22 protein-coding genes are annotated in these 23,218 nt (G+C 68.4%); 9 read left to right on the forward strand and 13 right to left on the reverse strand.

Annotated features, from left to right (window positions below):
* Positions 1 to 44 precede the first annotated feature (44 nt).
* Positions 45 to 629 carry a DUF998 domain-containing protein gene (locus ACH413_RS38355; protein WP_360043832.1) on the reverse strand — a complete coding sequence of 195 codons (585 nt, stop codon included), beginning with the start codon at positions 627 to 629 and terminating at the stop codon, positions 45 to 47.
* A 137-nt stretch (positions 630 to 766) separates the two neighbouring features.
* Here ACH413_RS38355 and ACH413_RS38360 point away from each other — a divergent pair, with 137 nt between their 5' ends.
* Together ACH413_RS38360 and ACH413_RS38365 are read left to right on the forward strand one after the other, a co-directional pair.
* On the forward strand, positions 767 to 1,450 hold the full coding sequence (locus ACH413_RS38360; RefSeq protein ID WP_360043829.1) for an SRPBCC domain-containing protein: 684 nt from the start codon (positions 767 to 769) through the stop codon (positions 1,448 to 1,450).
* Positions 1,447 to 2,274: an alpha/beta hydrolase gene (locus tag ACH413_RS38365; protein WP_360043826.1), complete on the forward strand. Its 828-nt coding sequence runs from the start codon at positions 1,447 to 1,449 to the stop codon at positions 2,272 to 2,274. Before ACH413_RS38360 ends, ACH413_RS38365 begins: the two co-directional genes overlap by 4 nt.
* Here ACH413_RS38365 and ACH413_RS38370 read toward each other — a convergent pair.
* The 3 genes from ACH413_RS38370 to ACH413_RS38380 are packed head-to-tail and all read right to left on the reverse strand — an operon-like array spanning position 2,184 to position 4,419.
* Complete coding sequence (locus ACH413_RS38370) at positions 2,184 to 3,389, reverse strand: MFS transporter (protein WP_360043823.1); 1,206 nt, start codon at positions 3,387 to 3,389, stop codon at positions 2,184 to 2,186. The genes ACH413_RS38365 and ACH413_RS38370 overlap by 91 nt on opposite strands.
* 28 nt (positions 3,390 to 3,417) lie before the next feature.
* Positions 3,418 to 3,996 carry a Pr6Pr family membrane protein gene (locus ACH413_RS38375; protein WP_360043820.1) on the reverse strand — a complete coding sequence of 193 codons (579 nt, stop codon included), beginning with the start codon at positions 3,994 to 3,996 and terminating at the stop codon, positions 3,418 to 3,420.
* Between the two features lie 24 nt (positions 3,997 to 4,020).
* Positions 4,021 to 4,419, reverse strand: a complete 399-nt coding sequence (locus ACH413_RS38380) for a DUF2000 domain-containing protein (protein ID WP_360043817.1) — start codon at positions 4,417 to 4,419, stop codon at positions 4,021 to 4,023.
* Positions 4,420 to 4,469: 50 nt separating this feature from the next.
* Here ACH413_RS38380 and ACH413_RS38385 point away from each other — a divergent pair, with 50 nt between their 5' ends.
* Positions 4,470 to 5,231, forward strand: coding sequence for an AraC family transcriptional regulator (locus tag ACH413_RS38385; protein ID WP_360043814.1), 762 nt, complete (start codon positions 4,470 to 4,472; stop codon positions 5,229 to 5,231).
* Positions 5,232 to 5,235: 4 nt separating this feature from the next.
* Complete coding sequence (locus tag ACH413_RS38390; protein ID WP_360043811.1) at positions 5,236 to 7,827, forward strand: BTAD domain-containing putative transcriptional regulator; 2,592 nt, start codon at positions 5,236 to 5,238, stop codon at positions 7,825 to 7,827.
* Between the two features lie 6 nt (positions 7,828 to 7,833).
* On the opposite strand, the gene ACH413_RS38395 is transcribed toward ACH413_RS38390, so the two are convergent.
* Both ACH413_RS38395 and ACH413_RS38400 read right to left on the reverse strand, forming a co-directional pair.
* A complete protein-coding gene (locus ACH413_RS38395) occupies positions 7,834 to 8,427 on the reverse strand; it encodes a DUF305 domain-containing protein (RefSeq protein WP_360043808.1) in 594 nt (197 codons plus the stop codon).
* A 4-nt stretch (positions 8,428 to 8,431) separates the two neighbouring features.
* Positions 8,432 to 9,172 carry a lytic polysaccharide monooxygenase gene (locus ACH413_RS38400; RefSeq protein WP_396425561.1) on the reverse strand — a complete coding sequence of 247 codons (741 nt, stop codon included), beginning with the start codon at positions 9,170 to 9,172 and terminating at the stop codon, positions 8,432 to 8,434.
* A gap of 292 nt (positions 9,173 to 9,464) precedes the next feature.
* Here ACH413_RS38400 and ACH413_RS38405 point away from each other — a divergent pair, with 292 nt between their 5' ends.
* The 3 genes from ACH413_RS38405 to pip all read left to right on the forward strand — a co-directional run bounded on the left by ACH413_RS38405 (position 9,465) and on the right by pip (position 11,590).
* The gene (locus ACH413_RS38405) at positions 9,465 to 9,938 is read left to right on the forward strand and encodes a hypothetical protein (RefSeq protein ID WP_360043802.1); all 474 of its coding nucleotides are present in this window, start codon (positions 9,465 to 9,467) and stop codon (positions 9,936 to 9,938) included.
* A gap of 76 nt (positions 9,939 to 10,014) precedes the next feature.
* Complete coding sequence (locus ACH413_RS38410) at positions 10,015 to 10,557, forward strand: DUF305 domain-containing protein (protein WP_360043799.1); 543 nt, start codon at positions 10,015 to 10,017, stop codon at positions 10,555 to 10,557.
* Positions 10,558 to 10,642: 85 nt separating this feature from the next.
* The gene (gene pip, locus ACH413_RS38415) at positions 10,643 to 11,590 is read left to right on the forward strand and encodes a prolyl aminopeptidase (RefSeq protein ID WP_360043796.1); all 948 of its coding nucleotides are present in this window, start codon (positions 10,643 to 10,645) and stop codon (positions 11,588 to 11,590) included.
* On the opposite strand, the gene ACH413_RS38420 is transcribed toward pip, so the two are convergent.
* The 3 genes from ACH413_RS38420 to ACH413_RS38430 form a co-directional block, all read right to left on the reverse strand.
* Positions 11,587 to 13,041, reverse strand: coding sequence for a tannase/feruloyl esterase family alpha/beta hydrolase (locus tag ACH413_RS38420; protein ID WP_360043793.1), 1,455 nt, complete (start codon positions 13,039 to 13,041; stop codon positions 11,587 to 11,589). The two genes, pip and ACH413_RS38420, sit on opposite strands and share 4 nt — an antisense overlap.
* Before the next feature lie 135 nt (positions 13,042 to 13,176).
* A complete protein-coding gene (locus ACH413_RS38425; RefSeq protein WP_360043790.1) occupies positions 13,177 to 15,150 on the reverse strand; it encodes an amino acid transporter in 1,974 nt (657 codons plus the stop codon).
* A 27-nt stretch (positions 15,151 to 15,177) separates the two neighbouring features.
* Entirely contained in the window at positions 15,178 to 17,307 is a 2,130-nt protein-coding gene (locus tag ACH413_RS38430) for a diguanylate cyclase (protein WP_360043787.1), read from the reverse strand.
* A 335-nt stretch (positions 17,308 to 17,642) separates the two neighbouring features.
* On the opposite strand from ACH413_RS38430, the gene ACH413_RS38435 reads away from it, so the two are divergent.
* A complete protein-coding gene (locus tag ACH413_RS38435; protein ID WP_360043784.1) occupies positions 17,643 to 20,312 on the forward strand; it encodes a BTAD domain-containing putative transcriptional regulator in 2,670 nt (889 codons plus the stop codon).
* Here ACH413_RS38435 and ACH413_RS38440 read toward each other — a convergent pair whose 3' ends face one another.
* From ACH413_RS38440 to ACH413_RS38455, 4 genes are all read right to left on the reverse strand, one after another.
* Complete coding sequence (locus ACH413_RS38440; RefSeq protein WP_360043781.1) at positions 20,313 to 20,528, reverse strand: hypothetical protein; 216 nt, start codon at positions 20,526 to 20,528, stop codon at positions 20,313 to 20,315. It lies immediately after the preceding gene.
* A gap of 32 nt (positions 20,529 to 20,560) precedes the next feature.
* On the reverse strand, positions 20,561 to 21,415 hold the full coding sequence (locus tag ACH413_RS38445; protein ID WP_360043778.1) for a M23 family metallopeptidase: 855 nt from the start codon (positions 21,413 to 21,415) through the stop codon (positions 20,561 to 20,563).
* Positions 21,416 to 21,507: 92 nt separating this feature from the next.
* Positions 21,508 to 21,933: a hypothetical protein gene (locus ACH413_RS38450; protein WP_360043775.1), complete on the reverse strand. Its 426-nt coding sequence runs from the start codon at positions 21,931 to 21,933 to the stop codon at positions 21,508 to 21,510.
* A gap of 69 nt (positions 21,934 to 22,002) precedes the next feature.
* The gene (locus tag ACH413_RS38455; RefSeq protein WP_360043772.1) at positions 22,003 to 22,422 is read right to left on the reverse strand and encodes a DUF2690 domain-containing protein; all 420 of its coding nucleotides are present in this window, start codon (positions 22,420 to 22,422) and stop codon (positions 22,003 to 22,005) included.
* A 130-nt stretch (positions 22,423 to 22,552) separates the two neighbouring features.
* Between ACH413_RS38455 and ACH413_RS38460 the strand changes: the two genes are divergently transcribed.
* Positions 22,553 to 23,215 carry a DUF2306 domain-containing protein gene (locus ACH413_RS38460; RefSeq protein WP_360043769.1) on the forward strand — a complete coding sequence of 221 codons (663 nt, stop codon included), beginning with the start codon at positions 22,553 to 22,555 and terminating at the stop codon, positions 23,213 to 23,215.
* Positions 23,216 to 23,218: the final 3 nt, after the last annotated feature.

The raw sequence follows: 23,218 nt of genomic DNA on the forward strand, positions 1-23,218 counted from the left end.
GGGCGCGTACTCGTCGGTGGTGACGCGCCCGCACTCCGGGCAGATCAGCTCGAGAAGGCAGGCCGGTTCAGCCTCAGGGACACGAGCGAGGTCCAGACCCAGCCGATCGTCGCGACCACGTAGAGCAGCACCGTCCCGCCGGGGTTGCCCAGGAACGCCATCGGCACCACCAGGAGCACGCCCGTCAGGCCGCTCATCACCGCCAGCCATCCACCGAGCCTACGCGCGAACACGAGGCACGCCCCGATCCAACCGATCATCGCGAGCCCGAACGCGACCGCGTGCAGGGCGCCGTGCCAGGACAACGAGGCCGGTGGCCCGTCCGGCGCTCCGGCGGGGAAGCCCATGGCCGGATCGGCGACGAACACCCCGCCGAGGATCATCCCCGCCCCCATCAGGCCGATCAGCCGCGCTCCCCATTTCGTGTGCTTCGCCATGCCCGTGGCCGCGACCAGGAACAACGCGCCGCTGACGATGAAGTTCGCGATCTGGATCCAGCCCAGCGAGCCGAGGCTGAGCATGCTGAACGGGTGCCGCGAGAGGTCGAAGCCCTCGCGGGTGAACGCCTGGGCGTACCCGGCGACGAGGTAGAGCGGACCGGCGACGACGCCACAGGCGATGCGGGACATGGGTTCCTCCAGAGGTTCGGTGTGGCGAGAACGGAACCACCGACAATATTTTTTGTCAAGACGAGTCTCACTGTCTTGACGAAGAGAATCGTCGGGAGCAGGATGAGACCATCCACGAACCAGGACAGGGAGAACCGATGGGCCACGAGTTCACGAGCACCGACGATCTAGAGGTGCCGGCGTCAGTCGAGGACGTCTGGACGGCCATCGCGACGGGGCCGGGCATCGACTCGTGGTTCATGGGTCGCAACGAGGTCGCGAACGGCCAGGTCAAGATGGCCTTCGGCGGGTACGAGCCGACGAGCGCGGTCACCGCGGCCGAACCGGGGCGGCACTTCGCGTACGACAGCGGCAAGGCGCCCGACGGCCGGTTCGTCGCCTACGAGTTCCTCGTCGAAGGCCGCGAGCACGGCAGCACCGTGCTGCGGATGGTGACGAGCGGCTTCCTGCCCGGCGACGACTGGGCCGACGAGTTCGAGGCGATGACGCTGGGCGGAGCACTGTTCCGGCGCACGCTGCTCGAGTACCTGACGCACTTCCCCGGCCGCACGGCCCGTCCGCTCACGGTCTTCGGGCCGATGATCACGGACTGGGACGGGGCCTGGAAGAAGCTCGACGAGGCTCTGGCCGAGAAGCTCCCGGACGCCGTCGAGTTCCACCGCAACGCCCACACTCTCGCGCTGCGCACCGACAAGGGCATGTACCGGTTCATGCGCGGGTTCTTCGGCCCGGTCATCGCCGCACACAACGTCTTCGAGGGCGACGAGTCCGAACAGGACTGGCAGGACTTCCTCGACACCACCTTGGGAGAGCAGAAATGACGCGCTTCACGACTTCCGCCGACGGCACCGAGGTCGCCTACTCGATCACCGGCTCCGGACCCGCGCTGATCATCGTGGACGGCGCGATGTGCCACCGCATGTTCGGCCCGACCACCGAGCTCGCGTCGGTGCTGGACAAGAACTTCACGGTCTACACCTACGACCGGCGCGGCCGCGGCGAGACCGGTGACGGCGCGACGCCGTGGTCGGTGGAGCGCGAGGTCGAGGACATCGACGCCGTGATCAGGGAGGCCGGCGGCAGCGCGTTCGTCTTCGGCGTCTCGTCTGGCGCGGTGCTGGCCCTCGAAGCGGCGTCACGGCTGCCGGGCATCTCGCGGCTCGCGATCTACGAGGCGCCGTTCGTCGTGGACGACACGTACAAGCCGCGGCCCGCGGACATCGTGCGGCAGATGAACGACATGCTGGCCCGCGACGACCGCTCCGGCATGCTCTCGGCGTTCATGAAGATGGTCGGCACGCCCGGCTTCGGTGTCGCGATCATGAAGCTCACCCCGGTGTGGAAGAAGCTCAAGCTCGTCGCGCACACGCTGCCGTGGGACCTGACGATCCTCGGCGACGACGGCCGCGGCTCAAAACTGCCGACCGACCGCTGGACGGTGAAGGTGCCGACCCTCGCGATGGACGGCGGCAAGAGCCCCGAGTACCTCCGCAACGCCATGAAGAACGTCTCGGAAGTGCTCGGGGCGGACACGGAGTACCGGACGCTGCCCGGTCAGACGCACATGTACAAGTCGTCGGTCATGGCGCCGGAACTCGTGGAGTTCTTCTCCCGGGCCCAGCGCACCGCCGGTCCCATCGCGTAACCCGCCACGACGAACAGCCCGCCGACCGCGAGCCACCCGAGTGCTCCCCAGCCGAGCACGACGGTGGTGAGCAGGGCGGGGCCGACCATGCGCGCGACAGCCGTTCCGGTCGCGAAGAAGCCCTGGTACTGGCCCTGCCGGTCGGCGGGCGCGAGGGCGAAGCTGATCTCCCACGCGCCGGAGGCGAGCATCATCTCGCCGAGCACCTGCAGTGCGGCGGCCGCGATCAGCAGTGCCGCCACCGGCCAGGCGCCGACGCTGAACGCCGTGGTGGCGAAGACCGCGCAGGACGCGAACATGATCAGCCCGGAGTGCTTCACGAGATTCGAGGCCTCGGTGAGGCCGGTGGCGCGCCGGGCGATCCGGACCTGGAACAGCACGACCGCCGCGGTGTTGAGGATCAGCAACCCGGCCGCGAGCCAGGTCGGCGCCTCGGTCCGCTGCACGATCCACAGCGGGATGATCAGGCTCAGCAGCGGCATGTAGAGCAGCATCACGGCGTTGATCAGCGTGATCAGCGCGTACGGACGGTCCTTGAGGACGTCGAACTTGCCCTTCGCCCTGGTCATCACGGTCTCCGGCAGCGTGCTCAGGACGATGGCCGCGATGAGGAACGCGACCACGTCGAGCACGAACACGGCCGTGTACGCGGCCTCGGTGCCCAGGTGCAGCGCGAACCCGCCCGCCGCCGCACCGATCGCGATGCCCGCGTTGGCCGTCGACTGGATCCGCGCACGTGCTCGGGTGCGTTCCTCCGGGGTGGTGAGGCCAGCGAGGAGTGCCTGCCTGGACGCCTGCAGGCCGCTCTGGAAGCTCGCGTACAGGCACATGACCAGCACGAACGCGGCGAAGTTTCGGGTGAGGAGCAGGATCGCGATGCTGGCGGCGGTGGCGGACGCCAGCACGACGGCGGTGGTGCGCGGGCCCAGGCGGTCGGCGACATGTCCCAGCGCGACGCCGGCGACGGCTCCGACGCCCCACGCGAGGGTCAGCGCGAGGCCGACCCTCGCCGCGCTCAGGCCGACGATCTGCGTGAAGTAGAGCGCCGAGACGACGAGGAAGCCGCCGTCCCCGATGGAGTTCGTGAGCTGTGCGTAGGCGAGCCGCTTGGTCATGTCCTAGACGGTAGGGCGGCTATTGGCCCTAGTCGCGGGCCAACGAGAGGCCACGTTTCTGGGCCAATTTGTTCCCGGCCCAGGAGACCGCGAAGGCCAGCACCCCGAAGACCACCGCGACGAACACGCAGGTCAGGAGCACTTCGCCGTAACCGTTCCGCCGCGGATCCATGAACGGGTAGGGGTACCAGCCGACGATCGGGCCCCTGACCAGCGTGTACACCAGGTAGGCGAGCGGGAACGACAGCCAGATCCACCAGCGCCTGGTCTTCTCGGGCGCGAGCAGCCACTCCACGACCACGAGGATCGGCACGACGGTGTGCAGCACCCAGTTCGCGTAGGCGGGTGTCTGCACGTCAATGCCTTGCAGCAGCAACCAGTACACGATGCCCGTGGTGGCCATGTAGAGCACGGCGGCACCCCTGAGCTGCGCCGACACCGGCTGGAACACACCCAGCAACGCCACCACGGCCGCGATGACGTTCGACAGCACGGTGAAGTAGCTGAGGTGGTCGGCCACCTGGAACTTCTCCCCCAGCGTCACGACGAGGTACACCTCTGCCGAAAGCACCAGCAGGAACACGGCCATCCGGAGCAGCTTGATCACGCTCAGAATTAGAACGCGGTTTCCTCAGGGGTGCATCCGGGCGCCCTTGAAGATCTTGTCCACGGCGTTCTTCTGGCCGTGCACCGCGATGCCGACCAGGTCGAGGTCCTGGGTGTGCACCTTGCGCACGGCCGCGCGGTTGTCCTCGTCGTTGCCGGTGGAGAAGAGGTCCACGGTGAAGATGCTCATCGGCTGACTGCGGTTGAGTGCGCGTTCGTGGGCCCTCTTCAGCAGGTCCTGGTCCCCCTGGAGGACCACGACGGGCTGGCCGAACATCGGCAGGTAGTGCACGTCGTCGGCATCGACGTAGGGCTCGCCCCTGAGTTCCGCAGGCAGCGCGCTGACGAGGAACGCGGTGACGTTCAGCGCCTGCCAGCCGGCCAGGTCGTCCCGCAGCAGCACAGCGATCTTGGTGTCGAACATGGACTCCACGATCGCGGGCACCCGCGTGTGCGGTCTTGTACGTTTCTGACATGAGCGTCACGGCTTGGAAGCCGGACGTGGAAGGCATCAAGGAGGTCTTCCACGCCTCCTTCACAACGCACGTCTACCCCGCGCACACGCACGACGCGTGGACGCTGATGGTGCTCGACACCGGCGCCGTGCGGTACGAACTGGACCGTCACGAGCACGGCGCGCTCGTGGACGGCGTCACACTGTTGCCGCCGCACGTGCCGCACGACGGCCGCTCCGCGCACCCGACCGGGTTCCACAAGCGCGTGCTGTACCTGGACGACTCGGTGCTGCCGTCCGATCTGATCGGCAAGGCCGTCGACACACCGATGCTGCCCGATCCGCTGCTGCGGCAACGCATCCACCAGCTGCACCTCACGCTGGACGAGCCGTTCGAGGCGGCGAGCAGGCTCGCGTTGATCACCGAACGCCTCACGCACCACTTCGCCGGCACCGCGCCCGTCGTGCACGCGGATCCGACGCTCGCCGACCGGTTGCGGCAACTGCTGGACGCCTCGCTGCCGGACGGGATGACCCTGAACGAGGCCGCGCGGGAGTTGCAGACGAGCCCGACCCACCTGGTGCGGGCGTTCAGCCGCCGGTTCGGGCTGCCGCCGCACCGCTACCTGACCGGGCGCCGGGTGGATCTCGCCCGCGGTTTTCTGGTCGAGGGAAGGCCGGCGGCGGAGGTGGCGGTGCTGGCCGGGTTCCACGACCAGTCGCACCTCACACGCCACTTTCGCCGTGTGCTGGGTACGAGTCCCGGACGCTTCGTACGCTGACACCGTGCACATCGGCATCCTCGGGCCAGTTGAAGCGCACTCTCCCGACGGCAAGATCGCGGTGGGTGGCCCACGGCCGCGCACCCTGCTGGCGCTGCTCGCGATCCGGGTGGGGGAAATCGTCCCGCTCGACCGGTTGGTGGACGAGCTCTACGGCTCCGAACCGCCATCCGACGCCGCGAATGCCTTGCAGGGCCAGGTCTCGCGCCTGCGCCGGGCTCTCGGGGACACGGCGCTGATCGAGTTCCACCCGGCCGGATATCGCCTGGCGCTGCCCGCCTCCCAGGTCGACGCGCACCGATTCGTCGCGCTGGCGGCAGAGGGCCGGCAGGCGTTGGAGCAGGGCGACTCGCCGGTGGCGGAATCCCTTTTGTCCGAAGCACTTCAGCTCTGGCGGGGTCCGGCGCTCGCCGACGTTCCGTTGGCGGACCACGCGACCCGCCTGGAAGAGCAACGCTCCGCCGCCTCGGGTTCGCTGATCGCCGCACGGATCCGGCTCGGCAAGGCGGACGTTCAGGAGATCCAGGACCTGGTGCGGCAGAACCCGTTGGACGAACGCCTGCGCGGCTACCTGATGCAGGCGCTGAACCAGCAGGGCCGCCAGGCCGAGGCGTTGCAGGCGTTCGAGGACGCGCGCGCCGTGCTGGCCGACGAACTGGGCACCGACCCGTCCCCCGAACTGCGCGCAGTGCACCTGCAGGTCCTGCGCGGCCAGACCCACCGCGAACTGCCGGCCCAGCTCACCAACTTCGTTGGCAGGCAGGAGGAACTCGCGCGGATCGCCGCGCTCTCGTCCCGTCTCATCACCCTCACCGGTCCCGGCGGCGCTGGCAAGACCAGGCTCGCGCTGCAGGCCGCCGGTCCCGGCGCGATCTTCGTGGACCTGGCGCCGGTCAAGGACGTCGCGGCGGCGGCCCTGCAGGCGTTGGGACTCAAGGAGACCGTGCTGGAGCCCGAAGAGCGCCTGACGCTGGCCCTGCGCGAACGCGACACGTTGCTGATCCTGGACAACTGCGAGCACGTGATCGTGCAGGCCGCCCAGCTGGCCGGGCACCTGCTCAGCACGTGCCCGTCGTTGCGCATCCTCGCCACCAGCAGGGAGGCGCTCGGCATCACCGGCGAGACGCTGTGCCCGGTGCCGCCGCTGGACCCCGAGCAGAGCGTGGCGCTGTTCGCCGACCGCGCCCGCCTGGTCAACCCCGCGTTCGTGCGCGATCAGCACACCATCGACATCTGCCGGGAACTGGACGGCCTGCCGCTGGCGATCGAACTGGCGGCGGCACGCACCCGCACGCTGACCACCGAGGAGATCTCCGACCGTCTGAACGACCGCTTCCGCCTGCTCACCAAGGGAAACCGCGCCGCCGCACCCCGCCACCAGACCCTGCGCGCGGTCGTCGAGTGGTCCTGGGACCTGCTGTCGCAGCACGAACGCGACCTGGCCGCGTGCCTGGCCACGTTCAGCGGCGGGGCGACCCTCGAGGCAGTCGAGGAGGTCTGCCGGCACGACATCGAGGTGCTGGACGCGTTGGTGGACAAGTCGTTGGTGGAGGCGACCGACGGCCGGTACCGGATGCTGGAGACCATCCGCGAGTTCTGCTCGCAGCACAGGCGCGTCGACGCCGAGCACGCCGCGTACTTCCAGGAACTGGCCCGCCGCGCGGATCCCGAGCTGCGCCAACGGGATCAGGTGCGGTGGTTCACCCGGCTCACGGCCGAGCACGCGAACCTGATGCAGGCCCTGGAATGGACCACCTCGTTCGCGCCGGAGCAGGCGTTGCGGCTCGTCACCGACCTGGCCTGGTACTGGTACGTGAAGGGCAGTCGCACCGAGGTCCGAGGCGCGGCCAAGAAGTTGCTGGCGCGGGTGCCCGAACAGTCCACAGAGGAATACGCGATCCTGCTGGCACTGGCCGATCCGGAACGCGTGCAGGAGAAGTTCGTCGAGTTGCGCGGCCCGATCAGGCAGCCGTTCGTGCTCATCGCGTGGGCGATGCTCGCCGGCCCGCCCGACCCGTCCGCGCCGCGCACCGCGTTGCAGGACGAGATCGAGAGCAGCGAAGACCCCTGGATCAAGGGCCTGATCGGCTTCAGCAACTCCTACACCGGCTGGACCGTGCGCGGCGACCGCCCGCTGGCGATCCGGCAGTCCCGCGAGGCGTTGCGGCTGTTCCAGGAACTGGGCGAACGCTGGGGCTCGGCCCAGGTCCTGGACGTGCTGGCCACGTTGACCGAGGACCCTGCCGAGGCTCTCGCGCTGACGGACCAGGCACTGCGCGCCGTCGCCGAACTGGGCGCGCAGGAGGAACTCGCCGAGCTGCGGGGACGCCGGGCCGACCGGTTGCTCGACATCGACGAGGCCCAGGCCGAACGCGACTACCACCAGGCGCTGGCGATGGCGACGCAGGCGGGCCTGTCCGCCACGCGGGCGCTCGCGAACGCCGGGCTCGCCAAGATCGCCCAGCGCCGGGGCGATCCGGCGCTGGCCGAGGAGTTGCTGCTGACAGCGCAGCGGGAACTCGGGTTCGGGTGGATGCACAAGGCGGCGAAGGAACAGGTCGAGGCCGCGCTCAGCGAGCTGACGCGCGGCCGTTGAGTCCTGCTACCCGCCGAGGACCTTCAGCATCTGCGCGACCTGGCCCTGCCGAGTGGTCATCACCCGTTCCGCGTAGGCCGTGGTCTCCGGGTTCATGCCGTCCTTCTTCTCGGTGAGGGCCATCTCCACCGCGGCACCTTGATGCCCGGCCATCAGGTTGAGGAAGTTGAGGTCGAACTCCGCTCCGCTCTTGTCCTTGGTCTCGTTGATGACCTTGTCGTCGAGCAGCGGCTGACCACCGTGGGCGGCGTGCAGGTTGGCACCGTCGCCTTCCGGCTTGTCCCAGAGCTTCAGCCACGACTTGAGCATCGTGAGTTCCTCGCGCTGGGTCACGTCGATCGCGCTCGCGAGGTCCTTCGCCTCCGGTTTGGTCGCCTTCGCCAGGCCCACCTGCGAAAGGCTGATGCCGAGCTGCAGGTGGTCCACCATCATCTGCACGAACATCACGTCCGCGTCGTTGAACCTCGCGCTGGCACCCGGAACGGGTGGTGCGGCGGAAGACGCGCCGTGCCCGTGAGCCCCTTGGCCCTCCGGCACGATCGCCTCTCCGCCGCACCCCGCCAGCGCCAGGACCGCGACCGCGATCACCAGGCGCTTCATCGGATCAGATCTTCTCCCACAGCGCCGCCACGTTCGGCGGTTCCCAGCCGGTCAGCGAGGTGTGCGCCTGACGGCAGCGGTAGGTCGAGCCGCCGTAGGTGACGGTCTGCCCGGTCGCGTACGACGTGTTCGGCGCCCACGTGCCACCGGCGGGCGGGGGCGTCGTGGTGCTGCTGGTCGTGGTGGTGGGAGGAGGCGTGGTGGTCGTGGTGGTGGGCGGCGGGGTCGTGCCGCCACCGTTGATGTTGAGGTCGATGCACGAGTAGAACGCGTTCACCGTGTCGCCGATGTTCCAGATGGCGTACAGCTTCTGGCGACCGGAGAACCCGCCGAGGTTGATCGTGTGCGTGGTCGGGTTGTTCGGCTGCTGGTTGTTGCCGGCGACGTAACCGACGCGCGTGCCGCCGATGAAGTACTCGTAGTCGCGCGTGGCGTGCCGGGCGGTGAAGGTCCAGGTCAGAGACAGGGTCTGGCCGGTGTTGGTGACCTTCCAGGGCAGCCCGTCGTTGTCGAGCGGTGCGAAGGCGCCGTTCGCGCCGCTGCAGTTCTTCAGGCCCTTGGGGCCCTCGGCGCTCTGCGGCTCGTACTTCGCCTGACCGCACAGGTCGACGGAGACGTCGCCCCTGGCGCACTGCGCCGAACGGCTGGCCGGCGACGACACGTAACCGTGTGCGCTCGCCGAACCGACCGGCGTGATGAGGACGATGGCAGGGACAGCGGCCATGAGCAGCACCGCTTTACGCATGATTTTCATTCGTCCGAACTCCTTGGATCGTTCCCAGACGGGATGGACCCGTAGGCAGGGGGCGGGAACCGGGAGCGCCTCAGATGCGCTCGCCGATCCAGTTTCGGTCTGTGGTCTAGACCATAAACCGGTGTTCAGAAAGTGGTCAAGCAACCACCGGACGCGAACGAAAAATGGCGCACACCAACAAGTCCACGCAAGCGAGTGGTCCTACCGCTCCACCATTCGGGTCACTGGATCAGACCAGTCGGTCCACTGGTACGAACTCCCGCCCACTGGGTAACCCCACGACATGCGCGAATTCGACGAGCCCAGCAGGGCGGCCGGCCCCGGCGTTGTCGCCGACGGACCCGCGGGTGCCCCCACGGTCCTCGTGATCGATCCAGCCGGCGAAGCGGTCCACAACGAGATTCCCGCGACCTGGCGACCGCTGACCGACTACCTGCGGGTGGTGTGGCTGCGGGTTCCCGCGGCACCGACCTGGAAGTCCACAGTGGACACCGTGCTGACCAGGCACAGGGACGACACCAGGACCGTGCTCGACGTGGTCGCCAGCGGACCGATCGCGGCCGACGTCATCGAACTGGTCACCGCCCATCCGGACCTCGTCCGCTCGGTCCTTCTGGTCGACCCCGAGGTAGCGGTGAACGCGCCGTTCGCCCACGTCATCGCCCATGCCGGCGACTCGCGGGCACCGCTTCCGCTGGGCCATCCCGACGTGGTCCAGGGCGTGCTGGCCGCACTCGAACTGCACCGAACCACTTAGGTTCCGAAACTTTCGCTGAACCGGACACTTCGGCCACCCGTATCCCTCGTCAGGGAACCGCGAGACGGGAGGCTTCATGCGAGCGCGTCTGCTCATCATCGTGCTAGGGCTGCTTGCGCTGACGGGCTGTTCATCGGTCGGCGGCGGCAACTCCGGCGAACCGGCGGCCAACGAGGCGGACGCGACGTTCTCGTTGCAGATGATCCCGCACCACCGACAGACGATCGAGATCGCCAAGGTCGCCATGACGAAGTCCAAGGACGAGTTCGTCATCAACGTGGCCGACAAGATCGCCAACGCCGAGTCGGGCGAGATCGAGCAGATGGCCACCTACCTGCGCAGCTGGAACATCCAGGTGCCCGGCGACGACGCCAACGCCACGCACAAGATGGCGGGCATGATGACCGTCAAGGACGTCGAGGCGCTGAAGTCCGCCACCGGCAAGCAGTACGACGACCTCTTCCTCGCCACCCTCTCCCGCCACCTCCGCAGTGGCGTGGACATGGCGAAGAACGCGCAGGCCAAGGGCGAGCACATCGGCTCGAAGGCGCTGGCGGGCAAGATCATCGTGTCGCAGTCCGAGGTGCTGGACCAGATCAGCGCCAAGCAGAAGTCCTGACACCGCACCAGGACCGGTACGCCAATCACACGTCCGCTGCGAAACGCAGTGGGCGTGTCGGCGTCTCCTCACTAGCCTCGCCGCCATGTACCCACAGGTGGAGCCCTACGCCCAGGGCATGCTCGACGTCGGCGACGGCCAGCTCGTGCACTGGGAGGCCAGCGGCAATCCGGACGGCAAACCGGCGTGCGTGTTCCACGGCGGCCCAGGATCCGGCTCACATCCCCGCTGGCGCGAGGACTTCGACCCGGACCACTGGAACCTGATCCTCTGGGACCAGCGCGGCTGCGGCCGGAGCACCCCGTCCGTCGCGGACCCCGCGACCAGCATGGAGCACAACACCACCCAGCACCTGATCGACGACGCCGAGAAGCTCCGTGAGCACCTCGGCATCGAGAAGTGGTTGCTGGCCGGCGGTTCCTGGGGTTCCACCCTGATCCTCGCCTACGCCATCCAGCACCCCACCAGGGTCAGCGAGATCATCATCCCGGCGGTGACGACCTCCCGCCCCGAGGAGCACGCGTGGATCACCCGCGGCCTCGGCATGTTCTTCCCCGACTACTTCGACGCCTTCCGCGACGGCGTCCCGGAAGAGGACCGCGACGGCAACCTGGCCCTGGCCTACAACAGGCTCCTCAACTCACCCGACCCGGCGGTCAGGGAGAAGGCTGCCTGGGACTGGAGCAAGTGGGACCTGTCCACGATCACGGGCGGCGACAACGACTTCGAGGGCACGAGGTACGCCGACCCCGTTACGCGCTACCGGCTCGCACGGACCGTGAGCCACTACTGGGGCAACGAGGCGTTCATCGAGCCGAACCACATCCTCGACAACCTGGACAGGCTCAAGGGCATCCCCGGTGTGCTCATCCACGGCCGCAACGACTTCGGCGGACCGCTGCACACCGCGTGGGAGGTGGCGAAGAGGTGGCCCGACGCCGAACTGGTCATCCTGAACGACGCCGGCCACGAGATCATGGATGGCAGCAGCATGGACCGTGCCATCACCGCTGCCATCCAGAAGTTCCGCTAGGGCGCGACGGGCCCGGACCGGTAGAGGTCCTCACCGGCCCAGCGGATGCGGTCCTCGAACCTGAACCCTGGCGCGGCGACGAAGTTCGCCGCGTCGTCCACCGAGCCCGATCCGTCGTACTTGGCGCGCAACGGATACGGGAACACCGGACGGGTGCGCACGACGTTGCCCTCCTGGTCACGGCCTTCGGCGATGATCCGGGACGGCGCCTGGCCGCCCTCGACCCACGACACGAGCGCGCGGAACGGGTCGAAGGTGGTGAGGGTGTCGCCGCCGTCGCAGTGCCACATCGACGGCACGACGAAGAGCCTTGCCCAGGACGGGTTCCTGCCGCCGGTCAGCCGCTGCCAGTAGTCGAGCGTGCTCTCGAACGGGATGCCCTGGTCCCCCGCGCCGTGCCAGATGAGCAACTTGCCGCCGGCGCGCTGGAACGCGCGCAGGTCCAGCGACAGGGCGTTCGCCTTCACGGTCTCGGGCACCAGGCGCCGGAACTCGCGCGTGGTGAACTCGAAGGACTCGAGTGACGAGTGCGGCTTGCCGATCGGGTAGAGGAGGTGCTTCAGGCCGTTGTCCGCCAGTTCCGCGGCGACTCCCCTGCCCAGGCCGGGCGACGGGTTGAGCCAGAACGTCCACGAGATCTCCGAGCCGTACGGCTGGCCGCCGGGGTAGAGCCGCACGCCCTGGTCGGCCGGTCCGGCGTAGAGACGGCGGACGCGGGCGATCTCGTCGTCGGTCAGCTGGCCCGCGAGCGTTCCCGGATCGAACTCGCACAGGCGCGGGTCGTCGATCTGGCCGTCCACCAGGCCGTCCAGTCCGTCGCAGGCCGCCATGACCGCGTTGTGCAGCACGAAGATCTTGTCGTTCGGGATGGCGTTGCGCGCGATCCACGCCTGGTAGCCGATCAGCGCGCCGTAGTACCCGGCGGGCGCGGCCGCGATGATGCCGTCGAAGTCGCGCGGGTAGCGCTGGGCCAGCAGCAGGCCCTCGCGCCCGCCGTTGGAGCACCCGTTGAAGTACGACTTCACCGGCGCCTTGCCGTAGAACACCGAAATGATGTGCTTGGACACCTTCGACAACGCGTGGGGCGCGCGGAAGAAGTAGTCGTCGCGGGCCTTCTGGTCGCTGGCGGCCCAGGTCGCGTCGAACGGGTTCTCCAGCGAGACCTGATGACCGTCGTCCGTGGCCGCCACCGCGGCGTCACCGAAAGCGGGACCGCAGCCGGCGGGAAAGGCCGGATCGCGGGTGATTCCACAGAATCCGCCACAGCCGTACTGGAGGTAGCGGCCCTGGTAACCACGGGTCGGCAGCTTCAGCTGGAAGCCGATGTTCGGTGAGATCGTGCCGCGGACGTCGCAGAACTCCGTGGCACCGGAGACAACAGCGGCCGACGTGACCTGGGTGCGAGCGTCCGGAACGTCGAACGAACGGACCAGGTCAGCGCATGATCGCACTGGCCGGAAAGCGGAATCGGCGGCGGCGGGAGCAATCCCCGCCACCGCCGTTCCCAGAACAACGAGTGATACCAACAACTTGCGGAACATGGCGTCCTTCCCCCTGTAGTCGGACGTACAGAGGGAGTGTTCCAGCTAACCGACGTGCACGCGTGGCCGTCGAGTCGGATCCGATTCAGCCGAGCGGATGATTTCCCGTACCACCGGAGGAGTATCGCCGCGGCCGAGGATCAGGTAGCGGAAGAGGTGCCCCAGCGGGTTCCCCTCCGACCACTCGAAGTGCGCGTGCGGGATCACGCCGGTCGAGTCGCGCAACGCCAGCAGGATCGCCGCGATCGCGTTCGGCGCGGCGGGAGCGGAGGCACGCAGGACGCGATGGCCGTCCACCTCGACGCCGGTCACGCACAGCACGTTGCTGAACGCCGACGGGTCGACGATGTCGATCTCCAGGAACATCACGTCCGCCGTGCCCGGCACCGGGTTGATCCCGCGCTGCTCGGCCTCTTTCTCGTCGTACTCGGCCTTGTCACCGGCCTGGCGGCGGTTCGCGATCAACGTGATGCGGCCGTCGTTCTCGATGGTGTCGGTGATGAACTTCCGCGCGTTCTCGTCGAACTTGATCTTGTCGACGCGCAGTTCGGTCGTGCGGGAGATCCGCGACACCAGCGAGATCACCACGATGCCGAGGATGAAGCCGAACGAGATCGTGATGCCGTCCGGCTTCTCGATCACGTTCTCCACCAACGCGTACAGCAGCACCAGCGTCAGCACGGTGAAGCCGATCCCCGCGCCCCGCTGCCCCTTGCGCCACGCGGACACCGTCACCGCGAACGAGCCGGAGACCATCATCGCCAGGATCCCGGTGGCGTAGGCACCGGCCTGCGCGTTCACGTCGGCGTTGAAGATGATCGTGATGATGATGCAGATGACCGTGTAGACGATCACGACGGGACGAACGGCGCGTCCCCATTCCGGCGCCATGCCGTAGGAGGGCAGGTAGCGCGGCACGATGTTGATCAGGCCGGCCATCGCCGAGGCACCGGCGAACCACAGGATCAGGATGCTGCTGATGTCGTAGACCGTGCCGAACGCCTCGCCGAGCAGTTCGTGCGCGAGATACGCCAGCGCACGGCCGTTCGCGGGCCCACCGGGTGCGAACTTCTCCTGCGGCACCAGCACGGTGGTGATGAACGACGTCGCGACCAGGTACACCGACATGATCAACGCGGCGGTCGTCAGCAGCTTGCGGGTGTTGCGCACCCGGCTCTCCAGGCGCTCCTCCGGCGTCTTCCCGGAGGCGGCGACCAGCGGCATCATGCTCACGCCGGTCTCGAAGCCGGACAGACCGAGCACCAGCAACGGGAACGCCAGAACCGCCGGCCCGACGACGCCGAAGAACCCGTCACCGTGCGAGCCCAGCGCCGAGATCCAGCGATCAAGGGCGTCCGGCGTCGCGAAGACGTCCACGAGCCCCACCACGGCCAGAACGGCGTTCAGGACGAGGAACACCGCGACCAACGGGATCGCGACGCCCACGGCCTCGCTGAAGCCCATCAGGAACACGCCGCCGAGGATCAGCAGCAGCACGATCGTCAGCCAGAGCTCGGCACCGTGCAGCGACTCCGGCACGTACGGGTTCTCCAGCGCGTGCACCGAGGCATCGGCCGCGGACAGCGTGATCGTGATGATCCACGACGTCGCCACGAACCCCAGCAGCACCAGCACGAAGATCTTGCCGCGCCAGAACGGCAGCAGGTCCTCCAGCATCGCCACGGAGCCCTGGCCGTTCGGGCTCTCCCGCGCCACCCGCCGGTACATCGGCAGCATGCCGAGCAGCGTCAGCGCCACGATGAGCAGCGTCGCCAGCGGGGACAACGCGCCGGCGGCCAGAGCGGCGATGCCGGGCAGGTACGACAGGGTGGAGAAGTAGTCGACGCCGGTGAGCGTCATGACCTTCCACCACGGGTGCGGCTTGGCGTGCGACTCGTGGCTCTCCGGGCCGGACGGCGCGACGCGGTCCGCGAGCAGCCACCTGCCCACCGGCCCGCCGGGCGGTGCCGGCCGTTCCGGGCTCGGGACCTCGGCGGGGATGGCGAACTCCGTGCTCATGGCGCAGAGCATGCCAGGGTCAGATGATCAAGGCCTGAACTCCGCCGGAAAACCCGCCTCCTGAACGGACAATCCGGACGGACGCAACATTCCGATGCTGCCCTGGGTGTGCAGATCGAGGAACATGTCCACTACGTCCGGATCGAACTGTTCGCCCCGACCGGCCCAGAGTTCCCGCCGTGCCCGGTTCTCGTCCAGCGCGGTCTGATGTGGACGATTCGACCGCATCGCGGCCCACGCCACGCAGACGGACAGGATCCTTGCTTCCGCACGGATGTCCGCGCCGCGCAGCCCGTCCGGATAGCCGGCGCCGTCGTAGCGTTCGTGCTGTTGCCTGATCACGTGCGCCACGCCCGCGAACCCCGGCACCATCCGGGCGAGCCGGTAGCCGAAGTCGGGGTGCTGGCGCAGCAGCCGCCATTCCTCTTCGGACAGTGCGCCGGGCTTGGTCAGCACGACCTCGGGAATGATGACCTTGCCGATGTCGTGCAGGCGACCGGCGAGCTGCGCGACCCTCGTGGTCGGCGCGTCCAGTCCGAACTCCCCCGCCGCCACACCGGCCCAGCGCGACACCGAACGACTGTGGTCGTAGCGGTGCAGCCAGCCGTCCACCCGGTCCGCGACCTGGCAGAGGAACTCCGCCATCGCGCCGTCGGTGTCCGGGTCGACCGCGGGCAACGGCTCTGGCCCGACCGCGATCCTGTTGCGACCCGCCGCTTTCGCCGCGTACAAAGCGCGGTCCGCGATCACGACGATGTCGTCGGGACCGTCGCCGTGCGTCGGAAAGCTCGCCGAGCCGACCGACACCGTGACGGACAACGGGATGTCGTCGTTGCCCGAGTTGACCGGGATCGGCTTTTCCGCGACGCGTTCGCGCAACCGGTTCGCGATCACGGACAACCGGCCGGGGCCTGCTTCCGGGACGAGCAGCGCGAATTCCTCGCCACCGTAACGAGCGAGGACTTCACCGGATCGGGAAGCCGCGCGCAGCCGGGCCGCGACCTCCATCAGCACGTCGTCGCCGGCGGGATGGCCGTAGTTGTCGTTGATGGACTTGAAGCGGTCGACGTCGATGATGAACACCGCGACGGACCCGTCGTTGCGCCGGGCGCGGGAGATCTCCAACGGCAGCTGGGCTTCGAAGAACCTGCGCGTGTGCAGGCCGGTGAGGCTGTCGGTGATCGCGAGTTTGCGCTGGTCCGCGACGAGCCCCGCGAGCCTCGCGATGATGAGCAGCGACAGCAGCGCGCTGCCCGCGGCGATCACCAGGACGTCCTGCGACGACTGGCCGACGTCGTGCACCAGCATCAGCACCGGCGCGGCGAGGGCGGCCGAGCACAGCGCGATGATCCGGCCGCGGCTCAGGCCGACGTCCTTGACGTGCGCCCGGTCGACGAGCCGCGCCATCGTCGGGTGCAACGCCGCCGCGCCCATGCACAGGTTCGCCGACAACCAGATGGCGTCGAGGAAGTTGCCCGCGTGGTAGCTGCCGTCGAGGCGCTGCAGCACGTAGATCGTGTCCGCGGTCAGGATGCCCAGCAGGTTGGCCGTCAGCAGGACGAACGCGCGCGGCCGAGGTCCTGCCCCGAAGATCAGTCGCAGCGCCACCACGAACAGCGCCAGGTCCATCATCGGGTAGCCGAGCGAGGCGATCTTCACCAGGACCGGTGAGGTGAGACGGGCCTGCGGGCCGATCACGTAGAGCCAGGACGCCATGCCCGCGACGACCGCGAGGACGGCGGCGTCGAGCAGGCTGGGCAGGTCGAGTCCCGGGGTGCGGCGGCGGATCAGCAGGATCACACCCGCCACCATCAACGGGTAATGGCCCAGGTAGAAGATGTCCGCGTACGACGGGTAAACCGTGTACTCGAAGATGTAGTGCGATGCGTAGAACGTGAGGTCGGCGATCGCGTAAACGACCTGGCTGAGTGCGAGGAACACCCATGGCCGCCGCCATTGGGGGCGGTTGCGCTTGACACCGGCGAATGTCGCGATCGCGGCCGACGCGCTGATCGTGCAGTAGAGCACCACCCGTACCGTTTGCCCCGTTGTCCCCGCGGGACTGACCGGAATCAGGTAGTAGACACCCAGCAGCAGGTGACCTGCCACCAGGTACATCCACCACGCCCCGGTGTGGCCGGTACGGAAGATGGTCACACGAGACCCCTCGTTCTACGACTTTGGTCGAGCCACGTGATGATGCCCGACTTGGGATGATCGCGGCACCGTCGTTACTCCAATGAGGTGACCCACTAATACGACGCTACCGCAAATCACGGTTCTGCTTTCCGCGTTGATCTCGGGTGTCGACGATCCGTGCCCGCGGGTGGTCCCCGATCGATTTTCGCACGACTTTTCGCTGCTTGGCCGTGATTCACGCACCTCGTACCACCGATATTTCCGACCCGTTGGTCGGTAAGCGACCTTCGTCGTTGACCGTTGCTCGTTCTGCACGAGGTGAGAGCGGCGATCAACGGACTATCGTGAGAGCCGTGGACGGCGTTCGGTTCGGGGTGCTGGGACCGCTGCTGGTCACACACGGGCGGCGGGACGTCCGCATTCCCGCTGGCCAGCCGAGACAGGTCCTGGTGCTGCTGCTCCTGCACACCGGTCAGACTGTCAGCGTCGACCACCTCATGTCGGTCCTCTGGGACGGCGATCCGCCCGCCAGCGCGCGCAAGGCCGTGCAGGTGCACGTCTCGCAGCTCAGGAGAGCCCTGAAGGACCTTCCCGGCGTGTCGCTGGAGTGGTCGCGGCAGGGCTATCGGCTCGACGTGCCCGACCGGTCGCTCGACCTGCAGCTCTTCCGCGACGCCCAGGACCCCGACGAGGCGCTGGCGCACTGGCGCGGACCGGCGCTGGCCGAGCTGACCACGAACACCCAGCTCGCGAACCAGCTGGAGGAAGAGCGGCTCGGGGTGGTCGAGCGCCGCGCCGACCGCGCGATCAGGGACGGCCGGCACCACGAGATCATCGGAGAGCTGACCGGGTACGTCGCCGAGCACCCGACCAGGGAACGGCTGCGCGGAGCGCTCATGGTGGCCCTGCACCGCAGCGGACGGCAGGCGGACGCGCTCAGGACGTACGACGAGGGCCGCCGGCTCCTGGCCGAGGAGCTCGGGCTCGATCCCGGCCAGGAGCTCAAGGACCTGCACGCCGCGATCCTGCAGGGCGACATCCCGGCCGTGCCGCGCGAACTGCCCGCCAAACCCGACCCGTTCGTGGGGCGCCGGGCGGAGATCGAACTGATCACCGAGGCCTTGGACACCGTGATCGCCGTGCACGGACCGGGCGGTCAGGGAAAGAGCGCGCTCGCCACCGCCGCCGCGCACGCGATGGCCGAACGTTTCCCGGACGGACAGTTGTACGTCGATCTGCACGGCGCCACACCGGGTCGTTCGCCGCTCTCCCCCGCCGAGGTGATCAGGCGGTTCCTGCGCGCTTTGGGCATCCCGCCGCTGGCCGTGCCGACGGACCCGTCCGAGGCGGCCGCGCTGTACCGGTCGACGCTGGCCCGGCGCAAAGTGCTGGTGCTGCTGGACAACGCGGTGGACGCGGCTCAAGTGGGCCCGCTGCTGCCCGGCGAACCGGGTTCCGCCGTGCTGATCACCAGCCGCCGGATGCTGGCCACGCTGAGCGCCCGGCACGTGCGGCTCGACCCGTTGCCGCGGGACGACGCGCTGCGGTTGCTGGGAGACGACAGCCCGGCGGCGGAGCAGGTCGCGAAGGCCTGCGACTACCTGCCGCTCGCCCTCACGATCGCGGCCGCGCGGCTGCGGTCACGTCCGGACTGGACGACCGCGACGCTGGCGAAACGGCTCGCGGACCAGCGTCATCGGCTGGACGAGCTGCACTTCGACGACCTGGGTGTCCGGTCGAGCTTCCAGCTGGGCTTCGAGGGCCTGAACGCCGGCTCGACCAGGGCGTTCACTCTGCTGTGCTGCCTGAACGTGCCTTCCGTCAGCGAGTCGGTGGTCCAGGCGCTGCTCGGGCAGGACGACGTGGACCGCGCGCTGGATCCGTTGGTGGACGCCAAACTCGTGGAGCCCTGCGGGCCGGAGCGGTACCGGGTGCACGACCTGCTGCGGTTGTTCGGCGCCGAGCAGGTGAACGACGAGAGGCACGACGCTCTCGCCCGTGCGCTCACGCATTACCGCGAAACCCTCGCCGCTGCCTTGAAGAAGCTGCGACCGCACGCTTACGGCGCGCTGGGGTACTCCGCTGCCGGCGACCTCGACGAGCCGTTGCGGTGGCTGACCGACGAGGCCGAGAACCTGCTAGCGGCAGCGCGTTCGGTGGTGGCGGAACCGGCGCTGGCCGACCACTCCCTGGCGATCGCGCACATGCTCTACCCGCATCTGTTCAAACAGGACAGAGTCGCGGAACTGGTCGAACTGGGCCAGATCGCGGACCAGGCCGCCCGCACCGTCGGAAGCTCGGCCGCGTTGCAGACGGCGCTTCTGGTGCGGTCGGCCGCGAACCGCAGGATCGGCTCGTTCGAGACCGCCCGCGCGCAGCTGGAGGAGGTGCTGGAGGCGCGCGCCGACGACCCGTTCGGGCAGGGCCGCGCGCTCGCCGGCATCGGCACGATCCAGCGCGAACTGGGCGAGCTGGAGCAGGCCGCAGAGACCTTGGCACAGGCGATCAAGCTCACCGAGGAGCACGGACCGGCTGGCGCGCAACGGGTTCCGTTGTCCGCGCTGGCCCAGGTGCACCAGGTGGCCGGGCGGTACGACCAGGCGCTCGACGCCGCCGTGCAGAGCCTCGGGCACGCCCGTGAGCACGCGGACGAGGCCGGCACCGCCTACGCGCTGGCGTCGCAGGGGCAGGCGCTGTTCAAGCTCGGGCGGCTGGCCGAGGCCGAGGCCGCGCTGAGCGAGTGCATCGAACTGTGCCGGGTGACGGGCGAGCACAACGACGAGTGGCAGGCGCTGCTGTGCCGTGCGGAAGTGCTCCTGGCCGCGGGGAGACCTGAACCGGCCACAAAGGACGCTGAACGCTGCCTGGAGATCACGAGCGCTCGCGGGGACCGTTACGGCGAGGGCGTCGCCCGTCTCGTGCTCGCCAAGGCAGGCCTGGAAACGCACGCGGACCGGGCGGCCGAACTGCTCGGCACACCCGGTCTGCGTCGGGACAACCTGTTGGACAGCCTGATCAGCTGATCAGTCGCCGCAAGGGTTCTGCATCGATACGTGGTCGTAGTGACCACCGGTCACACCGCTGCCCGCGGCGTTCGTGTGCTGCTTCAGCCAGTTCGCGAGCTTCCAGCCCTGCGCCTCCTGCGAGGCGTTCTCGTTCTTCAACCCTGCCTTGAGGTTCGCCTTGGCACCGGCCCCGATGGCCTGGCTGGTGCCGCCGTACCCGCTGTTGAAGAACACGGTGAACCCATCTGATCAAGGACCCGGAGAGATCAGCCGCAGTGCTCGAAACCACTGGTGTAGGTGGAAGAACCGACCATGCCGCCCCACTTGACGCACTTGCCGGGAGCCTTCTTCTTGACCGGGCCGGCGTAGTAGCCGTAGTCGTCGCGGTCGGTCGTCCGGGCATCGCCCTGGACCTCGAGGAACGCGCCGACGTCCGACGCGGCGCCGATCTTGGTGGTCTTGATCGTGACCACGCAGTTGTAACCGTTGGCCGCGTTGTAGAGCAGCGACACGCGGGCACCGGTCACGTTCGCGCCGTCGATGACCTTGTAGCCGTCGCCGCAGGCCTCTTCGGGGGTGTACGGGTTGGTGGTGCCACCGCCGCCGCACTTGTTGTTCGACTTGTAGTTCTTGGTGCCGTAGTACAGAACCGTCGTCCCGGACAGCTTGATCTTCTGCGGCGTGCCGTTCAGCAGCTGCTCGAAGTGCAGGTGCGCGCCGGTCGAGCCGCCGGTGTTGCCGACGTTGCCGATGGTCTGGCCCTGCGAGACGTTCTGGCCGACCGACACCCGCTGCGCGGAGAGGTGGGCGTAGCGCGTGGTCCAGCCACTGCCGTGGTCGATCTCGATCCAGCGGCCGTAGCTCGTGCTGCCCTCGTTGCGGACCTTGCTGACCGTGCCGGACGCGGACGCCACGACCGCGTCACCCTCGTCCGCGCTGCGGTTCAGGTCGAGCGCCAGCTGCGGGCTGTGGTTGGTCCTGGTCTGTCCGGACCACGTCTGTCCACACGGGAACGGCAGCTCGAAGTTGGTGGCGGCGCTGGCCTGCGGGCCACCGAGCACCAGCACGCCCATCCCGATCGCGAGGCCTGCGACCCCCGAGATGATCCTCTTGACGTTCATGACTTCCCCTCGTTCATTCGAACATTCGACGGACCTTGAATCACGATGTGCCACGGCAGTTAAGATCGGCCTAAGACCGGTCCTGCGACTGATCAGCAGCGCTGATCCGTCGCGGCGGCACCCTCACCGCCGGACCAGCTGAGCTCGCCGTAGCCCTTGGTGCACTGGGTCAGCGTGTTGGCACCGGAGGACCAGACCTCCTTCTGGTGGTTCCCGCCGCACTTGAAGTCCGCGAGGCCGGAGCTGGTGGAGATGCCCGAGCAGGCCCACCAGTTGCCGCTGTGCGAGTTGCGGAAGCCCTCCCACACGTAGGTGTAGGCCCAGTTCTTGTTGCAGCCCTTGAACTGCTTCACCGACGCGACGGTCGTGCCGCCCGACTTGATGTACGCGGTGCTGCCGATCTGCGTGACCTGGCCGCAGTTCGGGTTCGTCTCGGCGTTCGCCGGCGACGCGATCCCGAGCAACGCACCCATGACGAGCGCCGCGGTTCCCACGGTGCCGGCGATCCTGATGAACATGCTTCTCCCTCGATCTTCGCTGGACACGGGAAGGTCAGTCGGTGATGTAGCCGGTCACGGCGCGCCCCCTCAGCAAGCGCTCGACGCGAGACGGGCGGTGCGGTGCACGCCGTTCGAGTCGACGTAGAGCACCTCGCCACGGGCGCAGCCGGGCGCGTGGACCATGTTTCCCCAGTGGTTTCCCGGCGTTCCCGCCGCGACGAAGCCGACGTGGTCGCTGCCGGACCACACGGTGATGCGCAGAGCCGAGTCGCCGCCCGAGTAGTTCGAGATCCGCACCCAGTTCGTCTGGCAACCAGGTGACCAGCGCAGCTCCGCGGTGCCGCCCGTGTACATGGGCGCGGTGTCAGCGGTCGTGGAACCGCTTGCGCAACCGGCGGACACCGGGTCCTTGTCGTTGCATCCGCGCCCGCTGCAGGACGCCGCCTGCGCGTCCGGCGCCATGAGGAGCGTGAACGCGGCCGCGGCGATCAGGGCTGTCGACTTCATGGCGCTGACACTGCTGAGCAGCGCTCACAGCGATCTGACAGCTACACCCCGTCAGATGTCAGCGCGGTGTCAGAAGGGCACGTCAGCGAGCGGTGCGCGATCGGTCAGCGAAGATCGCCATGGTGGCGCCATGACGTGGTTGCGCAAGCCCTGGGTGGGACCGTTGGCGTTCGTGGTGGTGGCCTTCGTGGCGTTCTCGCTGCCGCCGTATCTGACCGGTGATCGGTTGCAGGCACGCGTGCAGTCGGACTGGGGACCGCATTACCCCTTGCTCGTCATGCACGTCGTCTGCGCGTCGATCGCCATCCTCACGTGCGTGGTGCAGATCTGGCCGTGGTTCCGCGGCCGCTTCCCCATCTGGCACCGCCGCATCGGCCGTGTGTACGTGTTCGCCGGCGTACTGCCCGCCGGACTGTCCGGCCTGGTCGTCGGCTACATGACGCCGTTCGGCCCGGTGGCTCAGGTCAGCAACGTGCTGCTGGCGGTGATGTGGCTGACGTTCACGTGGCTGGCGTGGCGCGCGGCCCGGCAGCGCCGGTTCCGCGACCACCGCAAGTGGATGATCCGCAGCTTCGCCCTGACCGTCTCGATCATCACGAACCGGATCTGGGGCGTGGCCGCGTTCCTCGTGTTCGCCGACCGGGTGCCGGAGTCGGAGCTGCCGCACACGATCGCCGGGATCTCGACGTGGGCCGGGTGGACCATCTCGCTGCTGCTCTCGCAGTGGTGGCTGGAACGCAGGCCTCGCCGGCGCCAGGCCCCGGTTGAGCAGCGTGAAGCCGTTCCCGTCTGACGT

Origin of the sequence: Lentzea sp. NPDC020367 (assembly GCF_044387305.1) — a bacterium.
Lineage (GTDB): Bacteria > Actinomycetota > Actinomycetes > Mycobacteriales > Pseudonocardiaceae > Lentzea.

Coding starts and splice junctions, on each gene's coding strand:
- ACH413_RS38460 (WP_360043769.1), top strand. CDS start 22,553: ATGACGTGGTTGCGCAAGCCCTGGGTGGGACCGTTGGCGTTCGTGGTG.
- ACH413_RS38385 (WP_360043814.1), top strand. CDS start 4,470: ATGAGCGTCACGGCTTGGAAGCCGGACGTGGAAGGCATCAAGGAGGTC.
- ACH413_RS38400 (WP_396425561.1), bottom strand. CDS start 9,172: ATGCGTAAAGCGGTGCTGCTCATGGCCGCTGTCCCTGCCATCGTCCTC.
- ACH413_RS38425 (WP_360043790.1), bottom strand. CDS start 15,150: ATGAGCACGGAGTTCGCCATCCCCGCCGAGGTCCCGAGCCCGGAACGG.
- ACH413_RS38355 (WP_360043832.1), bottom strand. CDS start 629: ATGTCCCGCATCGCCTGTGGCGTCGTCGCCGGTCCGCTCTACCTCGTC.
- pip (WP_360043796.1), top strand. CDS start 10,643: ATGTACCCACAGGTGGAGCCCTACGCCCAGGGCATGCTCGACGTCGGC.
- ACH413_RS38380 (WP_360043817.1), bottom strand. CDS start 4,419: ATGTTCGACACCAAGATCGCTGTGCTGCTGCGGGACGACCTGGCCGGC.
- ACH413_RS38360 (WP_360043829.1), top strand. CDS start 767: ATGGGCCACGAGTTCACGAGCACCGACGATCTAGAGGTGCCGGCGTCA.
- ACH413_RS38365 (WP_360043826.1), top strand. CDS start 1,447: ATGACGCGCTTCACGACTTCCGCCGACGGCACCGAGGTCGCCTACTCG.
- ACH413_RS38405 (WP_360043802.1), top strand. CDS start 9,465: ATGCGCGAATTCGACGAGCCCAGCAGGGCGGCCGGCCCCGGCGTTGTC.
- ACH413_RS38395 (WP_360043808.1), bottom strand. CDS start 8,427: ATGAAGCGCCTGGTGATCGCGGTCGCGGTCCTGGCGCTGGCGGGGTGC.
- ACH413_RS38455 (WP_360043772.1), bottom strand. CDS start 22,422: ATGAAGTCGACAGCCCTGATCGCCGCGGCCGCGTTCACGCTCCTCATG.
- ACH413_RS38445 (WP_360043778.1), bottom strand. CDS start 21,415: ATGAACGTCAAGAGGATCATCTCGGGGGTCGCAGGCCTCGCGATCGGG.
- ACH413_RS38370 (WP_360043823.1), bottom strand. CDS start 3,389: ATGACCAAGCGGCTCGCCTACGCACAGCTCACGAACTCCATCGGGGAC.
- ACH413_RS38450 (WP_360043775.1), bottom strand. CDS start 21,933: ATGTTCATCAGGATCGCCGGCACCGTGGGAACCGCGGCGCTCGTCATG.
- ACH413_RS38410 (WP_360043799.1), top strand. CDS start 10,015: ATGCGAGCGCGTCTGCTCATCATCGTGCTAGGGCTGCTTGCGCTGACG.